Annotated in this window: 12 protein-coding genes and 4 tRNA genes; 6 read left to right on the forward strand and 10 right to left on the reverse strand. The window is 59.4% G+C overall.

All coding sequences use genetic code 11. The features are described from left to right. Positions 1-141 precede the first annotated feature (141 nt). A complete protein-coding gene (locus EQV97_RS19790) occupies positions 142-378 on the forward strand; it encodes a DUF2790 domain-containing protein (RefSeq protein ID WP_122839022.1) in 237 nt (78 codons plus the stop codon). An 8-nt stretch (positions 379-386) separates the two neighbouring features. On the opposite strand, the gene EQV97_RS19795 is transcribed toward EQV97_RS19790, so the two are convergent. Genes EQV97_RS19795 through EQV97_RS19805 form a run of 3 tightly spaced genes read right to left on the reverse strand, consistent with a single transcriptional unit; the run spans position 387 to position 4,239 of the window. Then, positions 387-1,655, reverse strand: a complete 1,269-nt coding sequence (locus EQV97_RS19795) for an OprD family porin (RefSeq protein ID WP_122839021.1) — start codon at positions 1,653-1,655, stop codon at positions 387-389. 17 nt (positions 1,656-1,672) lie between these two features. Further along, on the reverse strand, positions 1,673-2,878 hold the full coding sequence (locus EQV97_RS19800) for a benzoate/H(+) symporter BenE family transporter (protein ID WP_122839020.1): 1,206 nt from the start codon (positions 2,876-2,878) through the stop codon (positions 1,673-1,675). Continuing rightward, positions 2,875-4,239 carry an aromatic acid/H+ symport family MFS transporter gene (locus tag EQV97_RS19805; protein WP_122839019.1) on the reverse strand — a complete coding sequence of 455 codons (1,365 nt, stop codon included), beginning with the start codon at positions 4,237-4,239 and terminating at the stop codon, positions 2,875-2,877. Before EQV97_RS19805 ends, EQV97_RS19800 begins: the two co-directional genes overlap by 4 nt. A 234-nt stretch (positions 4,240-4,473) precedes the next feature. Here EQV97_RS19805 and EQV97_RS19810 point away from each other — a divergent pair, with 234 nt between their 5' ends. The 4 genes from EQV97_RS19810 to EQV97_RS19825 all read left to right on the forward strand — a co-directional run bounded on the left by EQV97_RS19810 (position 4,474) and on the right by EQV97_RS19825 (position 7,441). Next, positions 4,474-5,100: a DUF1780 domain-containing protein gene (locus EQV97_RS19810; protein ID WP_045059375.1), complete on the forward strand. Its 627-nt coding sequence runs from the start codon at positions 4,474-4,476 to the stop codon at positions 5,098-5,100. A 93-nt stretch (positions 5,101-5,193) separates the two neighbouring features. Further along, positions 5,194-5,367, forward strand: coding sequence for a DUF3094 domain-containing protein (locus tag EQV97_RS19815; protein ID WP_045059374.1), 174 nt, complete (start codon positions 5,194-5,196; stop codon positions 5,365-5,367). A gap of 60 nt (positions 5,368-5,427) precedes the next feature. Continuing rightward, positions 5,428-6,726: an NAD(P)/FAD-dependent oxidoreductase gene (locus EQV97_RS19820; RefSeq protein ID WP_122839018.1), complete on the forward strand. Its 1,299-nt coding sequence runs from the start codon at positions 5,428-5,430 to the stop codon at positions 6,724-6,726. 325 nt (positions 6,727-7,051) lie between these two features. Continuing rightward, positions 7,052-7,441, forward strand: coding sequence for an EF-hand domain-containing protein (locus EQV97_RS19825; protein WP_201148854.1), 390 nt, complete (start codon positions 7,052-7,054; stop codon positions 7,439-7,441). 134 nt (positions 7,442-7,575) lie between these two features. Here EQV97_RS19825 and EQV97_RS19830 read toward each other — a convergent pair. The 7 genes from EQV97_RS19830 to rluD form a co-directional block, all read right to left on the reverse strand. Then, positions 7,576-7,652 (reverse strand) — tRNA-Pro (locus EQV97_RS19830). Positions 7,653-7,749: 97 nt separating this feature from the next. Next, positions 7,750-7,825, reverse strand: a tRNA-Lys gene (locus tag EQV97_RS19835). Between the two features lie 5 nt (positions 7,826-7,830). Beyond that, positions 7,831-7,907, reverse strand: a tRNA-Pro gene (locus tag EQV97_RS19840). 9 nt (positions 7,908-7,916) lie between these two features. After that, positions 7,917-7,992, reverse strand: a tRNA-Asn gene (locus EQV97_RS19845). A gap of 300 nt (positions 7,993-8,292) precedes the next feature. Then, positions 8,293-10,857: an ATP-dependent chaperone ClpB gene (gene clpB, locus EQV97_RS19850; RefSeq protein ID WP_240889596.1), complete on the reverse strand. Its 2,565-nt coding sequence runs from the start codon at positions 10,855-10,857 to the stop codon at positions 8,293-8,295. 129 nt (positions 10,858-10,986) lie between these two features. After that, on the reverse strand, positions 10,987-11,712 hold the full coding sequence (gene pgeF, locus EQV97_RS19855; protein ID WP_240889598.1) for a peptidoglycan editing factor PgeF: 726 nt from the start codon (positions 11,710-11,712) through the stop codon (positions 10,987-10,989). Further along, complete coding sequence (gene rluD, locus EQV97_RS19860; protein WP_122839014.1) at positions 11,709-12,671, reverse strand: 23S rRNA pseudouridine(1911/1915/1917) synthase RluD; 963 nt, start codon at positions 12,669-12,671, stop codon at positions 11,709-11,711. Before rluD ends, pgeF begins: the two co-directional genes overlap by 4 nt. A 151-nt stretch (positions 12,672-12,822) precedes the next feature. On the opposite strand from rluD, the gene EQV97_RS19865 reads away from it, so the two are divergent. Beyond that, positions 12,823-13,845: an outer membrane protein assembly factor BamD gene (locus EQV97_RS19865; RefSeq protein ID WP_122839013.1), complete on the forward strand. Its 1,023-nt coding sequence runs from the start codon at positions 12,823-12,825 to the stop codon at positions 13,843-13,845. The last annotated feature ends 107 nt before the right edge of the window (positions 13,846-13,952 follow it).

Here is a 13,952-nt window from a genome sequence, read left to right on the forward strand (position 1 = left end):
CCGTGCTGGTTGCACCGCACCGATCGAAGTGGACACGATCGATTGTTACGCATTGCGCAACGCTGAATCGGCCCAGCCCCCCTTTATCCAATGGAGGCAAAGACTAAAATTCAACCAACAGAATCAACCAGGAGAATCCAGATGAAAACCCTCACTGCCCTGCTTTTGGCCTTCGTCGCCACCTCGGCCATGGCCGCCAACAACGAACCCGCTGCCACTCCCTACGACCCGGCACACCCGCTGGACATCGCCAAGGTAGTCTCCGTCAGCGACACCCCGACCGGCTGCGATGTCGTACCGGCCACCATGGTCTACATCGATCATCAGGGCCAGACTCAGCGAGTCACCTATCAAGTCATGGGCAATTGCGACCTGTAATCAACGCATCACAGCAAGGTCCATGTGTAGCTGAGGATCAGGCGATTCTCGTCAATGTCACTGCGGTAGTTTGAGCGCGCCATTACATTGCGCACACGAACCCCAACGCCTTTGAGGCTACCACTTTGCACGACATAGCCAAGGTCAAGATCACGCTCGCGGTCCTTGCCCTCGAACCCTTGCCCGGTGTCGACGTTATTACCGGAAATGTAACGCACGGTACTCGTCAAACCCGGCACGCCTAAAGCGGCGAAGTCGTAGTCGTAACGCGCTTGCCACGAGCGCTCGTCAGTGTAGGCAAACTCATAGGTTGGCACCTCGTTGCCCAACGGCGATATGTTGGCAAACACCCGTGGAAAGGCGCTGTCACCGAACATCCCCTGGTAACCGACATAGAACGTATGGCCACCACGCTTGGCCGACAACAGCGAAAAGAACGCCTGGTTGTCGATATTACCCAGCAGTTTTTTGCCATCTTCGCGTGAATCGTAATAACCAATGTTGGCGCCCAGAATCCAGTCACCCGTCGGCTGACTGTGTTTGAGGCCCAGAAAACGCTGGTTGTAGATATCTTCCAACTGCCCGTACCAGGCGCTGACGGAACTGCGTTTATCGTTGAAGGCGTAATCGCCACCGGCAAAATTGAAACCGTCGCTGCTGACCTGACGCTGCGGCACGTGACCCAGCATGGCCTGCATTTTTTCGTCGCCCGCTTCGTTGCGCAGACTGGTGGAGTTCAAGTGACCGCCCTGCAATGTCAGGCCGTTGATCTCACTCGAACTGATGCTCGCACCCTGATAGCTCGGCGGCAGGAGGCGGATATCACTGAACGCCAGCACCGGCACATTAGGTTGCAACTCCCCCACCTTGATTTCGGTTTTCGAGTAGCGGACCTTCAAGGCTGCTTCGAGTCGGCTGTAATCGTTGGCCGCGCGCCCATCATCTTTCACCGGCAGCAAACCGGTATTGACCCGGTCGGGACTGCTGTCGAGCTTGAGGCCGAGCAGGCCGATCACGTCCACGCCAAATCCCACGGTCCCCTGGGTGTAGCCCGATTTGACGTTGAGCATGAAGCCCTGCGCCCACTCTTCAGCCTTCGACTGCCGGTTTGCGCCGACGATGTCGGAGAAGTCCCGGCTGAAGTAGTAATTGCGCGCTTGCAAGGTGGCCGTGGTGCCTTCGATAAAGCCAGCCTCTGCCGCCAGCGCACCGACGGAGAAACTCGAGACGAGCGCCATGGACAACACCGAACCGGTTGTTGGAACAATCTGTTTCATCGTCTTTTCTCTTGTTTTTATTGATCGACAGTCGGGAGTGCTTCAGCCGTTGCGTTTTCGCGGCGGGCGTTTAACAGAAGGTGGGTGGCCATGCCGAAAATCAGGCCCCAGAATGCCGCAGACAGTCCGAACAGCGACATGCCCGAAGCCGTAGCAAGAAAGGTGACCAACGCCGCCTCGCGATCACCCGGCACGGCCATTGCGCCGGCCAAAGCCCCGGCAATCGCAGCGAACAACGCCAGGCCTGCGAGCGCCGCAATCAGCTCCTTGGGAAACGCCGAGAACAACGAAACCAGGGTGGCACCGAAGATCCCCAGCACCAGGTAACACAGGCCGCCGACCACTCCGGCCACGTAGCGCTTGTGCGGATCTTCATGGGCATCGCGACCGGTGCAGATGGCCGCCGTAATCGCCGCCAGGTTCAGCCCATGGCAACCGAACGGTGCCAACAACGCCGTGCCCAACGCGCTGCTGGCGATGATCGGCCCGGCAGGCGTGGAGTACCCACTGGCGCGCAAGACCGCCATGCCGGGCACAAATTGGCCGGTCAGTGCCACCATCACCAGGGGCAAGGCGATGTTCAGGGTCGCGCTCAAGGTAAACTCGGGCGTGATCCAGACCGGTGTCGCCAAGCCAATGACCAGTGCTTCGCTGCGCAGATCGCCAGCGACAAAGGCTATCGAGCAGCCCACCAGCAGCACCATCAACACCGCATACCGCGGCAGCAGACGCTTGCAGACCAGATAAGTAACGAACATCGCCAATACCAGCAGCGGCTTGCCCTGCAACGAGACGAACAACCCGGTGCCGAAGCTGAACAAAATCCCCGCCAGCATCGCTGCGGCAATCGCCGCCGGCAGTTTGCTGATGATCCGGTCAAACGCCCCCGACACCCCGACCAGAAATATAATCAGGCTGCTGACCAGATACGCGCCCACCGCCTCCGGCATGGAAATACCCGGCAGCAGCGCCACCAGCAACGCCGAACCCGGCGCCGACCACGCAATGATCACCGGCACGCGGTAACGCAGGCTCAAGCCAATCCCCAGCACCGCACTGCCGATGGAAATTGCCCAGACCCACGACGACAGCACTTCTCGCGAAAGCTGTGCGCTGTCGGCGGCCTGGAAAATAATCACCAGTGGGCCCGCGTAGGAAATAACCGTGGCGATAAAACCGGCGACGGCGGCCGACAGGGAGAAGTCCCGTAGCAATGATTTCATGACGCTTCGCCGACGGCCCCGGCAGGCTCAACGGCGCGCATGGACTGGGCGTGCCTGGCGCTGCGCTGACTGCTGATGGCAAACACGGTCATGGCAATCGCCGCCACCGCACCGGGCAAGGCAAACGCCATGAAGTTGAGCTGCAGTGGCAGGTTGATGCCAAGCAAGGCACCCCCCAGCAGTGGGCCCACGATCGCGCCATTGCGCCCGATACCCGAGGCCCAGCCCAGACCGGTGGAGCGAATCGTCATCGAATAGAATTGCGCCGCGCAGGCGTACAACAGAATCTGCGAGCCGATGGTGGTGGCGCCGGCGATGGCGATCAGCAGGTACAACAACGGCATCGGGCTGTTGAAGCCAAGCAAGGTGATTGACACGGCCGCCATGGCAAAGAACACCGCCAACACCCGTGGCAGGTTCAGTTTGTCACCCAGCACACCGCCTCCGACCGCGCCGAAAATCGCCCCGAAGTTGAGCACCAGCAGGAAAGACAGGCTCGAACCCAGACTGTAACCGGCGTTGGCCATCAGCTTCGGCAGCCACGAACTCAAGGCGTACACCATCAGCAGGCAACAGAAGAATGCCAGCCACAGCATCAGCGTGCGCAGTGCCCGGCCCTCGCGAAACAATTGCAACACCGGAGTGCCGGTGCCCTTCACTTCGCTCATGTCGAGTTGATCGTCGATGTGCGCGACGTAGGCCGGATCGACCCGCTGAAGAATGTTGCGTGCTTCTTGATTGCGTCCCTGGCGCAGCATGAAACCCACCGATTCAGGCAGGAAGTACATGATCAGCGGCAACAGCAGTAACGGCAGTACCGCGACGTAGAACACTGACTGCCAACCGAAGCTGGGGATCAACACAATACCCAGCCCCGCCGAGAGCATGCCGCCCACGGAGTAACCGCTGAACATGATCGCCACCAGCGTGCTGCGGATTTTCTTCGGCGCGTACTCGTTCATCAGCGCCACGACGTTGGGCATGACCCCGCCGATGCCGAGGCCGGCGATGAAGCGGCACACACCGAACTCGGTGGGATTACGGGCAAACCCATTGAGTACGGTAAACCCGCTGAATAGCATCACGCAGATCGTGATGGCTTTCTTGCGGCCGATGCGGTCCGACAGCGGTCCGAAAAACAGCGCGCCGAACATCATTCCAAACAAAGCGTAACTGCCCAGCGCTCCAGCCTGCAGGGGCGTCAACCCCCACTCTTTCATCAGCATCGGCAGCACCACGCCGTATATCACCAAATCGTAACCGTCGAAGATGATGATCAGGGCACACCAGAACAGCACCATCCAGTGGAAGCGATTGAAGCGTGCGTTGTCGATAACCTCATGTACGTCAATTTTGCGCATGGCGTTTTTTCTCTTGTTGTTGTTATTTCAGAGCGTCGCAAAAGCGGCTAACGTCCCGTAAAGCCGAGGGTAAAGCTGGCGGACGCGTGGAAATATCCGCTGCGCGCAGATCACTATCCGTTTTGTGCAGGGCCCTGGAGCGGGCGCGAAAAGAGGCTGTCTTGCCGATGGCCGTTGCCCCCGTACAACAAATTGTCTTCTTTGCCAGCGCATTTGAACGCTAAGCTTGGGCTTATGGATGACTCTGATTACTTACGCCTGCTGACCATTGCGGCCGAGCAAGCCAACGCGTTCCTGTCCAATGCCCGCAAATGGGAGCGCGAGCGTTGGGTGTGCCAGCGCCTGCTGCAAGGGCTGAACATTCCCTACCGAGTGGACGAGTTTGCGCCTGCCGGGGAGCCGCCTGATGTGCTGTTTCGGGACGCCAGTTTCGAGGTGTTCTTTGTGCTGGACGAAGGTCGGCGCCTCAACGATGAGTGGCGCGATGAATTGCAGCGTCGGCGCAGTGCGTTTTCCCTGAGCTCGCTGGTGCGTCGGGAGGCGAAGCCCAAGCGCATTCCCGCCAACGAGTTCCTGCTCAGGCTCGCACCGACCTTGCGCAAGAAAGCGCACAACTACAAAGAGCGGGGCATGGACCTTGGGGAGCTCGATATCATCGCCTTCGCCAGCCTCAAGCGCGAAGTGCTGGACCTCAACAGCCATTTTCCACCCCCCACCGAATACTTGCGCCAGGGCTGGCGCTCGTTATCACTGGTGGGGCCGACCTTCGCCAGGGTGCTGTTCGCCCATCCGGATGCTCCCGACTTCCTGCGCAGCAACCTGGGGCGCAGCATCGTCTTCGATGTCGGCATCAGCCTGTGAGTCGCCTGCCCCCATCGGCTATGCTGCGTGCAACCTTTATTGAATCAGCTGTAGCTTTCATACATTCACCAACGTCTATCTGACGAGGGCTTTATGACCAGCCGCCTGAACCCCGACGACCAAAAGCATGTCGAAGAGTACCTGCACTTGTCCCAGCACCGAGTCGAGCGCCGGCCATTCCGGCCGTGGATGCTCCTGGTGATGGTATTGGCAGTGACCATTGGTTTGGGCCTGTTGAGCCGATTTATCAGTTACCTGGCGCTATGAGCAGCGTTGCGCTCGCGAGGGTGACTGCACCGATTTCTTTTAGCCTTGCGAGATATCCCCATGACTCATCGTATTGTCATCGTTGGCGGCGGCGCCGGCGGTCTGGAGTTGGCTACCCGTCTGGGTAAGACTCTGGGCAAGCGCGGCACGGCCAGTGTGATGCTGGTCGACGCGAACCTGACCCACATCTGGAAACCTTTGCTGCATGAAGTGGCAGCCGGCTCCCTGAACTCCTCCGAAGACGAACTCAACTATGTTGCCCAGGCGAAATGGAACCATTTCGAGTTTCAGCTGGGGCGCATGAGCGGGCTCGACCGCGCCCAGCAGAAAATCCAGCTGGCCGCCACTTACGACGAAGCCGGCATCGAACTGGTGCCCGCACGGGAACTGGGTTACGACTCGCTGGTGATCGCGGTCGGCAGCACCACCAACGATTTCGGCACCCAGGGTGCGGCGCAACATTGCCTGTTTCTCGACACCCGCAAACAGGCGGAGCGCTTTCACCAGCAACTGCTCAATCACTACCTGCGAGCCCATGCCGGGCAGACTGACAAAGTCGAGCAGATCAGCGTGGCCATCGTCGGCGCCGGGGCCACCGGGGTCGAGCTGGCAGCAGAGTTGCACAACGCCGCGCATGAACTGGCGGCTTACGGCCTGGACCGGATCAAACCGGAAAACATGCACATCACCCTGATCGAAGCCGGGCCACGCGTCTTGCCAGCCCTGCCGGAGCGCATTGGCGGGCCTGTGCATAAAACCCTGGAGAAGCTTGGGGTCAACGTCATGACCAATGCTGCGGTGAGCGAAGTGACGGCCGACAGCCTGATTACTGCCGACGGCAAAGTCATCAACGCCAGCCTGAAAGTCTGGGCCGCCGGGATTCGCGCGCCGGGGTTCCTCAAGGACATCGACGGCCTGGAAACCAACCGCATCAATCAGCTGCAAGTACTGCCTACGCTGCAGACCACCCGCGACGAAAATATCTTCGCCTTCGGTGACTGCGCCGCCTGCCCGCAACCGGGCACTGATCGCAACGTTCCGCCACGGGCCCAGGCAGCGCACCAGCAGGCATCCTTGCTGGCAAAATCCCTGAAATTGCGCATCGAAGGCAAGGCCTTGCCGGCGTACAAGTACACCGACTATGGCTCACTGATTTCGCTGTCGCGGTTTTCGGCTGTGGGTAACCTGATGGGCAACCTGACCGGTAGCGTGATGCTGGAAGGCTGGCTGGCGCGGATGTTCTATGTGTCGCTGTATCGCATGCACCAGATGGCGCTGTACGGCGCGTTTCGTACTGCGATGCTGATGCTGGGCAGCAAGATCGGCCGCGGCACCGAGCCACGCCTGAAACTGCATTAAGTATTCGGTCCCGTCAGGGCCTGATCGGGAGCAAGCCCGCTCCCACTGGTTATTGTGTCGCCCCTGGAATCCGGGTTCGACACTCAACTTGTGGGAGCGTGGCTTGCCCGCGATACAGGTGCCTCGGTAAAACCTGCGAAAACTTCCGTGTCCCATTGTATCCCCCTCCCCGATTCAGCCCCTTCGCATACAAACTCCCCCTTGCACGACACAGTAGCGATACACCCAACCCGCTAAATGGCCACACCCGGGCAAGGCATCCTGCCTGCTCCGGTGATCAGACCCCTTAACGAGCGGTTGTGTCGTGCAACCCAGGAGAATTGAAATGTCCCGTACTGCTAACACCTTTGGCTTGCTCGGCGCGGTTCTGGCCGGTGGCATGGCGTTGTCTGGCTCCGTGTTTGCCTCCCAGCCCCTGGCCCAGGGCTATTTGCTGGCCTCGGCTGACCAGGTGGTGAAAACCCCGGAAGGCAAATGTGGCGAAGGCAAATGCGGTGATGAGTCCATGGCCCAGACTGATACCGATGGGGACGGCAAAGTGTCCCGTGCGGAATTCCTGAAAGTGGCTCCCAAGGCTGATTTCGACAAGATCGACACCAACCATGACGGCCAGATCGACGAGCAGGAAGCCTTTGATAACGTAAAGGCCAACTACGAAGCCAATGGCAAGAAAATGCCCAAGGGATTGTTCGAACATCTCAAGGACAACAGCTGAGTCCTGAAGCATCGAACCTGCGCCCCGCTTCTCCCCAGCGCAAAAGCGGGGCCTTTTTTGCAGGCGCTTTTTGACCGGCAATTATCAGCAGACAAAAAAAATCCCCGTATCTTTCGATACGAGGATTTTTAATATGGTCGGGGTAAGGGGATTCGAACTCCTGACATCCTGCTCCCAAAGCAGGCGCGCTACCGGACTGCGCTATACCCCGGTAAAAAAAAGGCGACCTTTCAAGGATCGCCTTCTTCGATCAGGGCTTTTGGCCTCTGATCTTAAGATTCGATCCCAGCGTTAACTGGTTTCAAAAATGGTGGGTCGTGTGGGATTCGAACCTACGACCAATTGGTTAAAAGCCAACTGCTCTACCAACTGAGCTAACGACCCAAAAATGGTCGGGGTAAGGGGATTCGAACTCCTGACATCCTGCTCCCAAAGCAGGCGCGCTACCGGACTGCGCTATACCCCGGTTTGAAATTGGCTCCGTGACCAGGACTCGAACCTGGGACCCAATGATTAACAGTCATTTGCTCTACCGACTGAGCTATCACGGAACTACATATTTCAATGACAACATTTGAAGCTTTTACTGCGTCTCTTCGACCCGTCTGCATCGCTGCGTTCGTGTGTCTGAGGCGCGCTATTCTACAATCTTAAGCACCTCTGTCAACCCCCTAATTTGCATTCAAGTTAATGATTTGCAACTTATTTCAGATTCCTGCTTGGGGAGCGGAAACCCTGGCGGGTGACTTACTGCGGGGCGCACTTTACAAGCCTTTTCCTTTGAGTTCAACAGCCTAACGAAAAAAAGGCCTCGCAAAGCGAGGCCTCCCAGGTTTTGTTGCCACCGTGGCTCAGACAAACACGATTTCGTCGTTCTCCACGACACCCTTGGCAGTGTCCCCAGCCATGAACCGACCCGACAGGATCAACTGTGCCAGCGGGTTCTCGATCCAGCGCTGGATGGCGCGTTTAAGCGGCCGCGCACCATATACCGGGTCGTAACCGACAGCGATCAGCTTGTCCATCGCCTCCGGGCTGAGTTCGAGCTTCAGCTCACGTTCGGTCAGGCGGCTGCGCAGACGACTCAACTGGATCTCGGTAATACCGGCGATCTGATCGCGAGCCAATGGCTCGAAAATCACCACTTCGTCGACCCGGTTGATGAACTCCGGCCGGAAGTGCGTGGAGATCGCATCCATCACCGCCGCGCGCTGCGCCTCACGATCGCCCACCAGTTCCTGGATCTGCACCGACCCAAGGTTCGAGGTCATCACGATCACCGTGTTCTTGAAGTCCACCGTGCGCCCATGACTGTCGGTCAGGCGGCCGTCTTCCAGCACTTGCAGCAGGATGTTGAATACATCCGGGTGGGCCTTCTCGACCTCATCCAGGAGGATCACCGAATAAGGCTTGCGACGCACCGCCTCGGTCAGGTAACCGCCCTCTTCATAGCCTACGTACCCTGGTGGCGCACCAATCAGCCGGGCCACGGAATGTTTCTCCATGAATTCGGACATGTCGATCCGCACCATCGCCTCTTCCGTATCGAAGAGAAACTCGGCCAGCGCCTTGCACAGCTCGGTTTTACCCACGCCGGTCGGGCCGAGGAACATGAACGAGCCGCTCGGACGGTTCGGATCGGACAAGCCGGCCCGCGAACGCCGCACTGCGTTGGATACGGCAATCACCGCTTCGTCCTGGCCGATGACACGCTGGTGCAACAGGCTTTCCATCTTCATCAGCTTGTCGCGCTCGCCTTCGAGCATCTTCGACACGGGGATGCCGGTCCACTTGGACACCACTTCGGCAATCTCCTCCTCAGTGACCTTGCTGCGCAGCAACTGATTTTCGGTTTTGCCGTGCTGGTCGACCATTTGCAGGCTGCGCTCCAGGTCCGGGATCACCCCATACTGCAACTCGGCCATGCGGTTCAGGTCGCCTTTGCGGCGGGCTGCTTCCAGTTCCTGGCGGGACTGCTCGATTTTCTGCTGGATCTGCGCCGAGCCCTGGACTTCGGCTTTCTCGGCGTTCCAGATCTCCTCGAGGTCCGAATACTCACGCTCGAGACGGGCGATTTCTTCCTGGAGTTTTTCCAGGCGTTTCTTTGCCGCGTCGTCGCTCTCTTTCTTCAGCGCCTGGGATTCCACCTTCAGCTGAATCAGACGGCGCTCCAGACGGTCGAGCACTTCCGGCTTGGAGTCGATCTCCATGCGGATGCGGCTGGCGGCCTCGTCAATCAAGTCGATGGCCTTGTCCGGCAACTGACGGTCGGTAATGTAACGGTGACTGAGCTTGGCTGCCGCGATGATCGCGCCATCGGTGATCGCCACCCTGTGGTGAACTTCGTAACGTTCCTTGAGGCCGCGCAGGATCGCGATGGTGTCTTCTTCGCTCGGCTCATCCACCAGTACTTTCTGGAAGCGTCGCTCGAGGGCCGCGTCCTTCTCTATATATTGACGGTACTCATTGAGCGTAGTGGCGCCCACGCAGTGCAGTTCACCGCGTGCCAGAGCCGGCTTGAGCATGTTGCCAGCATCCATCGAGCCTTCGCCCTTGCCGGCGCCGACCATGGTGTGCAGTTCGTCGATGAACAGAATGATCTGCCCTTCCTGCTTCGACAACTCGTTCAGCAGCGACTTGAGGCGCTCTTCGAACTCACCCCGATACTTCGCACCCGCGATCAGCGCACCCATGTCAAGGGACAGCAGGCGCTTGCCCTTGAGGCCGTCCGGCACTTCACCATTGATGATGCGCTGGGCCAGACCCTCGGCGATCGCGGTTTTACCCACACCCGGCTCGCCGATCAGTACCGGGTTGTTTTTTGTACGACGCTGCAGCACCTGGATCGTCCGGCGAATCTCGTCGTCACGGCCGATGACCGGATCGAGCTTGCCGTCTTCGGCACGCTTGGTCAGGTCGACGGTGTATTTATCCAGCGCCTGGCGCGACTCTTCGTGGTTGGCGTCATTGACGGCATCGCCCCCACGCAGGTTGCTGATGGCATTTTCCAGGGCCTTTTTGCTCACGCCCTGCCCCAGCAACAATTTGCCGAGCTTGTTGTTTTCGTCCATCGCCGCAAGCAGTACCAGCTCGCTGGAGATGAACTGGTCGCCCTTCTGCTGGGCCAGGCGATCGGCCTGGTTAAGCAGGCGCGCCAGGTCCTGCGACATATTGACGTCGCCGGTCGGGTTCTGGATTTTCGGCAGCTGGTCGAGCTCTTTGGTCAGCTCTTTTCGCAGGCTGTTGACGTCAAAGCCCACCTGCATCAGCAGGGGCTTGATCGACCCACCCTGCTGTTCGAGCATGGCCTGCATGAGATGCGCAGGTTCAATGCCCGAATGATCAAGGCCGACGGCCAGGGATTGGGCGTCGGACAGGGCTAACTGTAATTTGCTGGTTAAACGGTCTATACGCATAAGTCACCTTCCTTTTGAGCAGGCCGGACCTATAAACATCCTGAATGAAGAAACCTGCCAGATACCCCATTAGATGTGGTCGATTCTGGGAGATTCAAGCGTCTTGAGGTTGACGCAGGTCAGGGAAGTCTAGCGGTTAAGCCAAATAAGGGAGGCAAATCTTCCAGTGCGCGGGTTGCGACGGTAGGAAAAGAAACGCGGATCGGTCACGGTACAGAAACCGCCACCGTAAACAGCCGTGACACCGCGAACGGCCAGGCGCAAACGTGCGAGCTGATAGATGTCGGCCATGAATTTGCCGGCACTGACGCTTGGCGTGAAGGCAACGGCTGCTTCAGGCAACTGCGCCACGAAGGTTTCGCGTACCTCCGGCCCCACTTCGAAGGCCTGTGGGCCTATCGCCGGGCCAAGCCAGACCAGCACTTGTGCTGCCGGCAGCGCCAGGGTATCAAGCGTGGCTTCCAGCACACCCGCCGCCAACCCGCGCCAACCGGCGTGAGCCGCCGCCACCCGAGTGCCAGCACGGTCACAGAACAGCACCGGCAGGCAATCGGCCGTCATCGCCGCGCAGGCAATGCCGGGGGTTGCCGTCCAGCTGGCATCGGCCGTAGCGACCGTGCCCGGGTCAGCGTGAGACACGGCAATGCCATGCACCTGCTGCAACCAGGCTGGCTGAATAGCGAAATGTTCAGTGAGACGTCGGCGATTCTCGGCAACAGCCAAGGGGCTGTCGTCGACATGATCGCCCAGGTTGAGGCTGTCGAACGGCGCCAGACTGACGCCGCCCCTTCGGGTGGTAACACAGGCTTTCACCCCGGCAGGCGCAGGCCAGTCGGGAATCAGCCAGTCACTCATCCGATGAACGCCTCGCGGTCTTGCTTGAGCAGGGTCAGCAACCAGACGAAATCGTCCGGCAGTGGCGATTCCCAGCTCATGCGCTCACCGGTCGTCGGATGATCCAGCTCCAGGAACCGCGCGTGCAGAGCCTGGCGCGGAAACGCCTTCAGCGACTCGACCATGGTCACACTGGCTGCCGGCGGGATACGGAAGCGTCCGCCGTAGGCAGGGTCTCCAACCAACGGGTAGTTGATGTGGGCCATGTGCACACGAATCTGGTGAGTACGCCCGGTTTCCAGCTTGACCCGCACATGCGTGTGGGAGCGGAAACGCTCGAGCACACGGTAATGGCTGACGGCTTGCTTGCCCCCTTCCATCACGGCCATGCGCTGGCGTTGCTGGCCGTGACGACCGATCGGCGCGTTGATCTTGCCGCCGGCAGTGACCACACCAATCACGATGCACTCGTAGATCCGGCTGACGCTGCGGCTTTGCAGCTGGGTGACCAGCTGGGTCTGCGCCTGAATGGTCTTGGCCACCACCATCAGACCGGTGGTGTCCTTGTCCAGGCGATGCACGATACCGGCGCGGGGCACATTGATGATGTCCGGCACGTGGTGCAGCAAGGCGTTGAGCAAAGTGCCGTCAGCGTGACCGGCAGCCGGATGCACCACCAGGCCCGCAGGCTTGTTGATCACCAGGATGTCGTCATCTTCATAGACGATGTCCAGCTCGATGTCCTGAGCGATCCATTCGCCCTGAGCTTCCTGCTCGGCAGTCAGTTCAAGAATGGCGCCACCGTGAACGATGTCTCGCGGGCGGATAACCGCCCCATCCACAGTCAGGCGGCCGTCTTTGATCCAGGCGGAAAGGCGCGAGCGCGAGTGCTCAGCGAATAATTGTGCGGCGACTTGATCGAGGCGTTGGCCGCCCAATTCGGACGGCACCTCTGCGCTAAGTTCAATTTTATCGGACATGCTCAGACTAGGCGTCGGCACAGCTTTTGGTTTCGGCTGCGCGCTTGTGGTTAAATACGGCGTCTTTTGCCCCGAGGCTATGCAACGGGGCGCTCATCATAACAGGACGGCCCCGCCCAAGACAGCGGCCGTCATAGGGACGCAAGCCGCCATGCAAGTGAAACACCTGCTGCTGATCGCCATCCTCGCATTGACCGCTGCTTGCTCATCGAAGGAAGTCGTTGACGAAAACCTGAGCGAGGCCGAGCTGTACCAGCAGGCTCAGCACGATCTGGACAACAATAGCTACACCGCCGCCACAGCCAAGCTGAAGGCGCTGGAGTCGCGTTATCCGTTCGGTCGCTACGCCGATCAGGCTCAACTCGAGCTCATCTACGCCAACTACAAGAACACCGAGCCTGAGGCTGCGAAATCCGCCGCCGAGCGCTTCATTCGCCTGCACCCGCAGCATCCGAATGTCGATTACGCCTATTACCTCAAGGGTCTGACGTCTTTCGACCAGGACGTCGGCCTGCTGTCGCGTTTCCTGCCGCTGGACATGACCAAGCGTGACCCGGGCGCTGCCCGCGACTCCTACAACGAGTTCGCCCAGCTGACCAGCCGCTTCCCGAACAGCCGTTATTCGCCTGACGCCAAGCAGCGCATGATCTACTTGCGCAACCTGCTGGCCGCCTACGAAATCCACGTGGCCGACTACTACCTGACCCGTCAGGCTTACGTAGCCGCTGCCAACCGTGGCCGCTATGTAGTGGAAAACTTCCAGGAAACCCCTTCGGTCGGCGACGGCCTGGCGGTAATGGTCGAATCCTACCAGCGCCTGCATCTGGACGAGCTGGCCAACACCAGCCTGGAAACCCTGAAGCTCAACTACCCGAACCACCCAAGCCTGGAAGACGGTCAGTTCAAGCCTTCGGTGGACGAAGCGGACAACCGCTCGTGGCTGAGCAAGGCGACTTTGGGCCTGATCGAATCCCGTCCGCCTCTGCCACCGGGTGAAACCCGCGCCAACCAGGACGTACAGAAGCAGTTCCAGGATGCCAAGGATGCAATCCCGAGCGATCTCAAGCCCAGAGATGAAAACGGCGACGTGATCGAGGAAGAAGAACAGGAGTCGGAAGGCAACAATGACGACCGTTCCTGGTTCAGCTACATGACCTTCGGCGTGTTCGACTGATATCTGCAGACGCTGCAGGGGCGAGCAAGCTCAAGCTCGCTCCTGCAGTGGAGAAGCGTCTCGCAGCGTTATATCGCTGTGCGCTGATCAGCTCCTTGGCTAAACTG

The organism is Pseudomonas sp. TMW22090, assembly GCF_022496665.1.
Classification (GTDB): domain Bacteria; phylum Pseudomonadota; class Gammaproteobacteria; order Pseudomonadales; family Pseudomonadaceae; genus Aquipseudomonas; species Aquipseudomonas gregormendelii.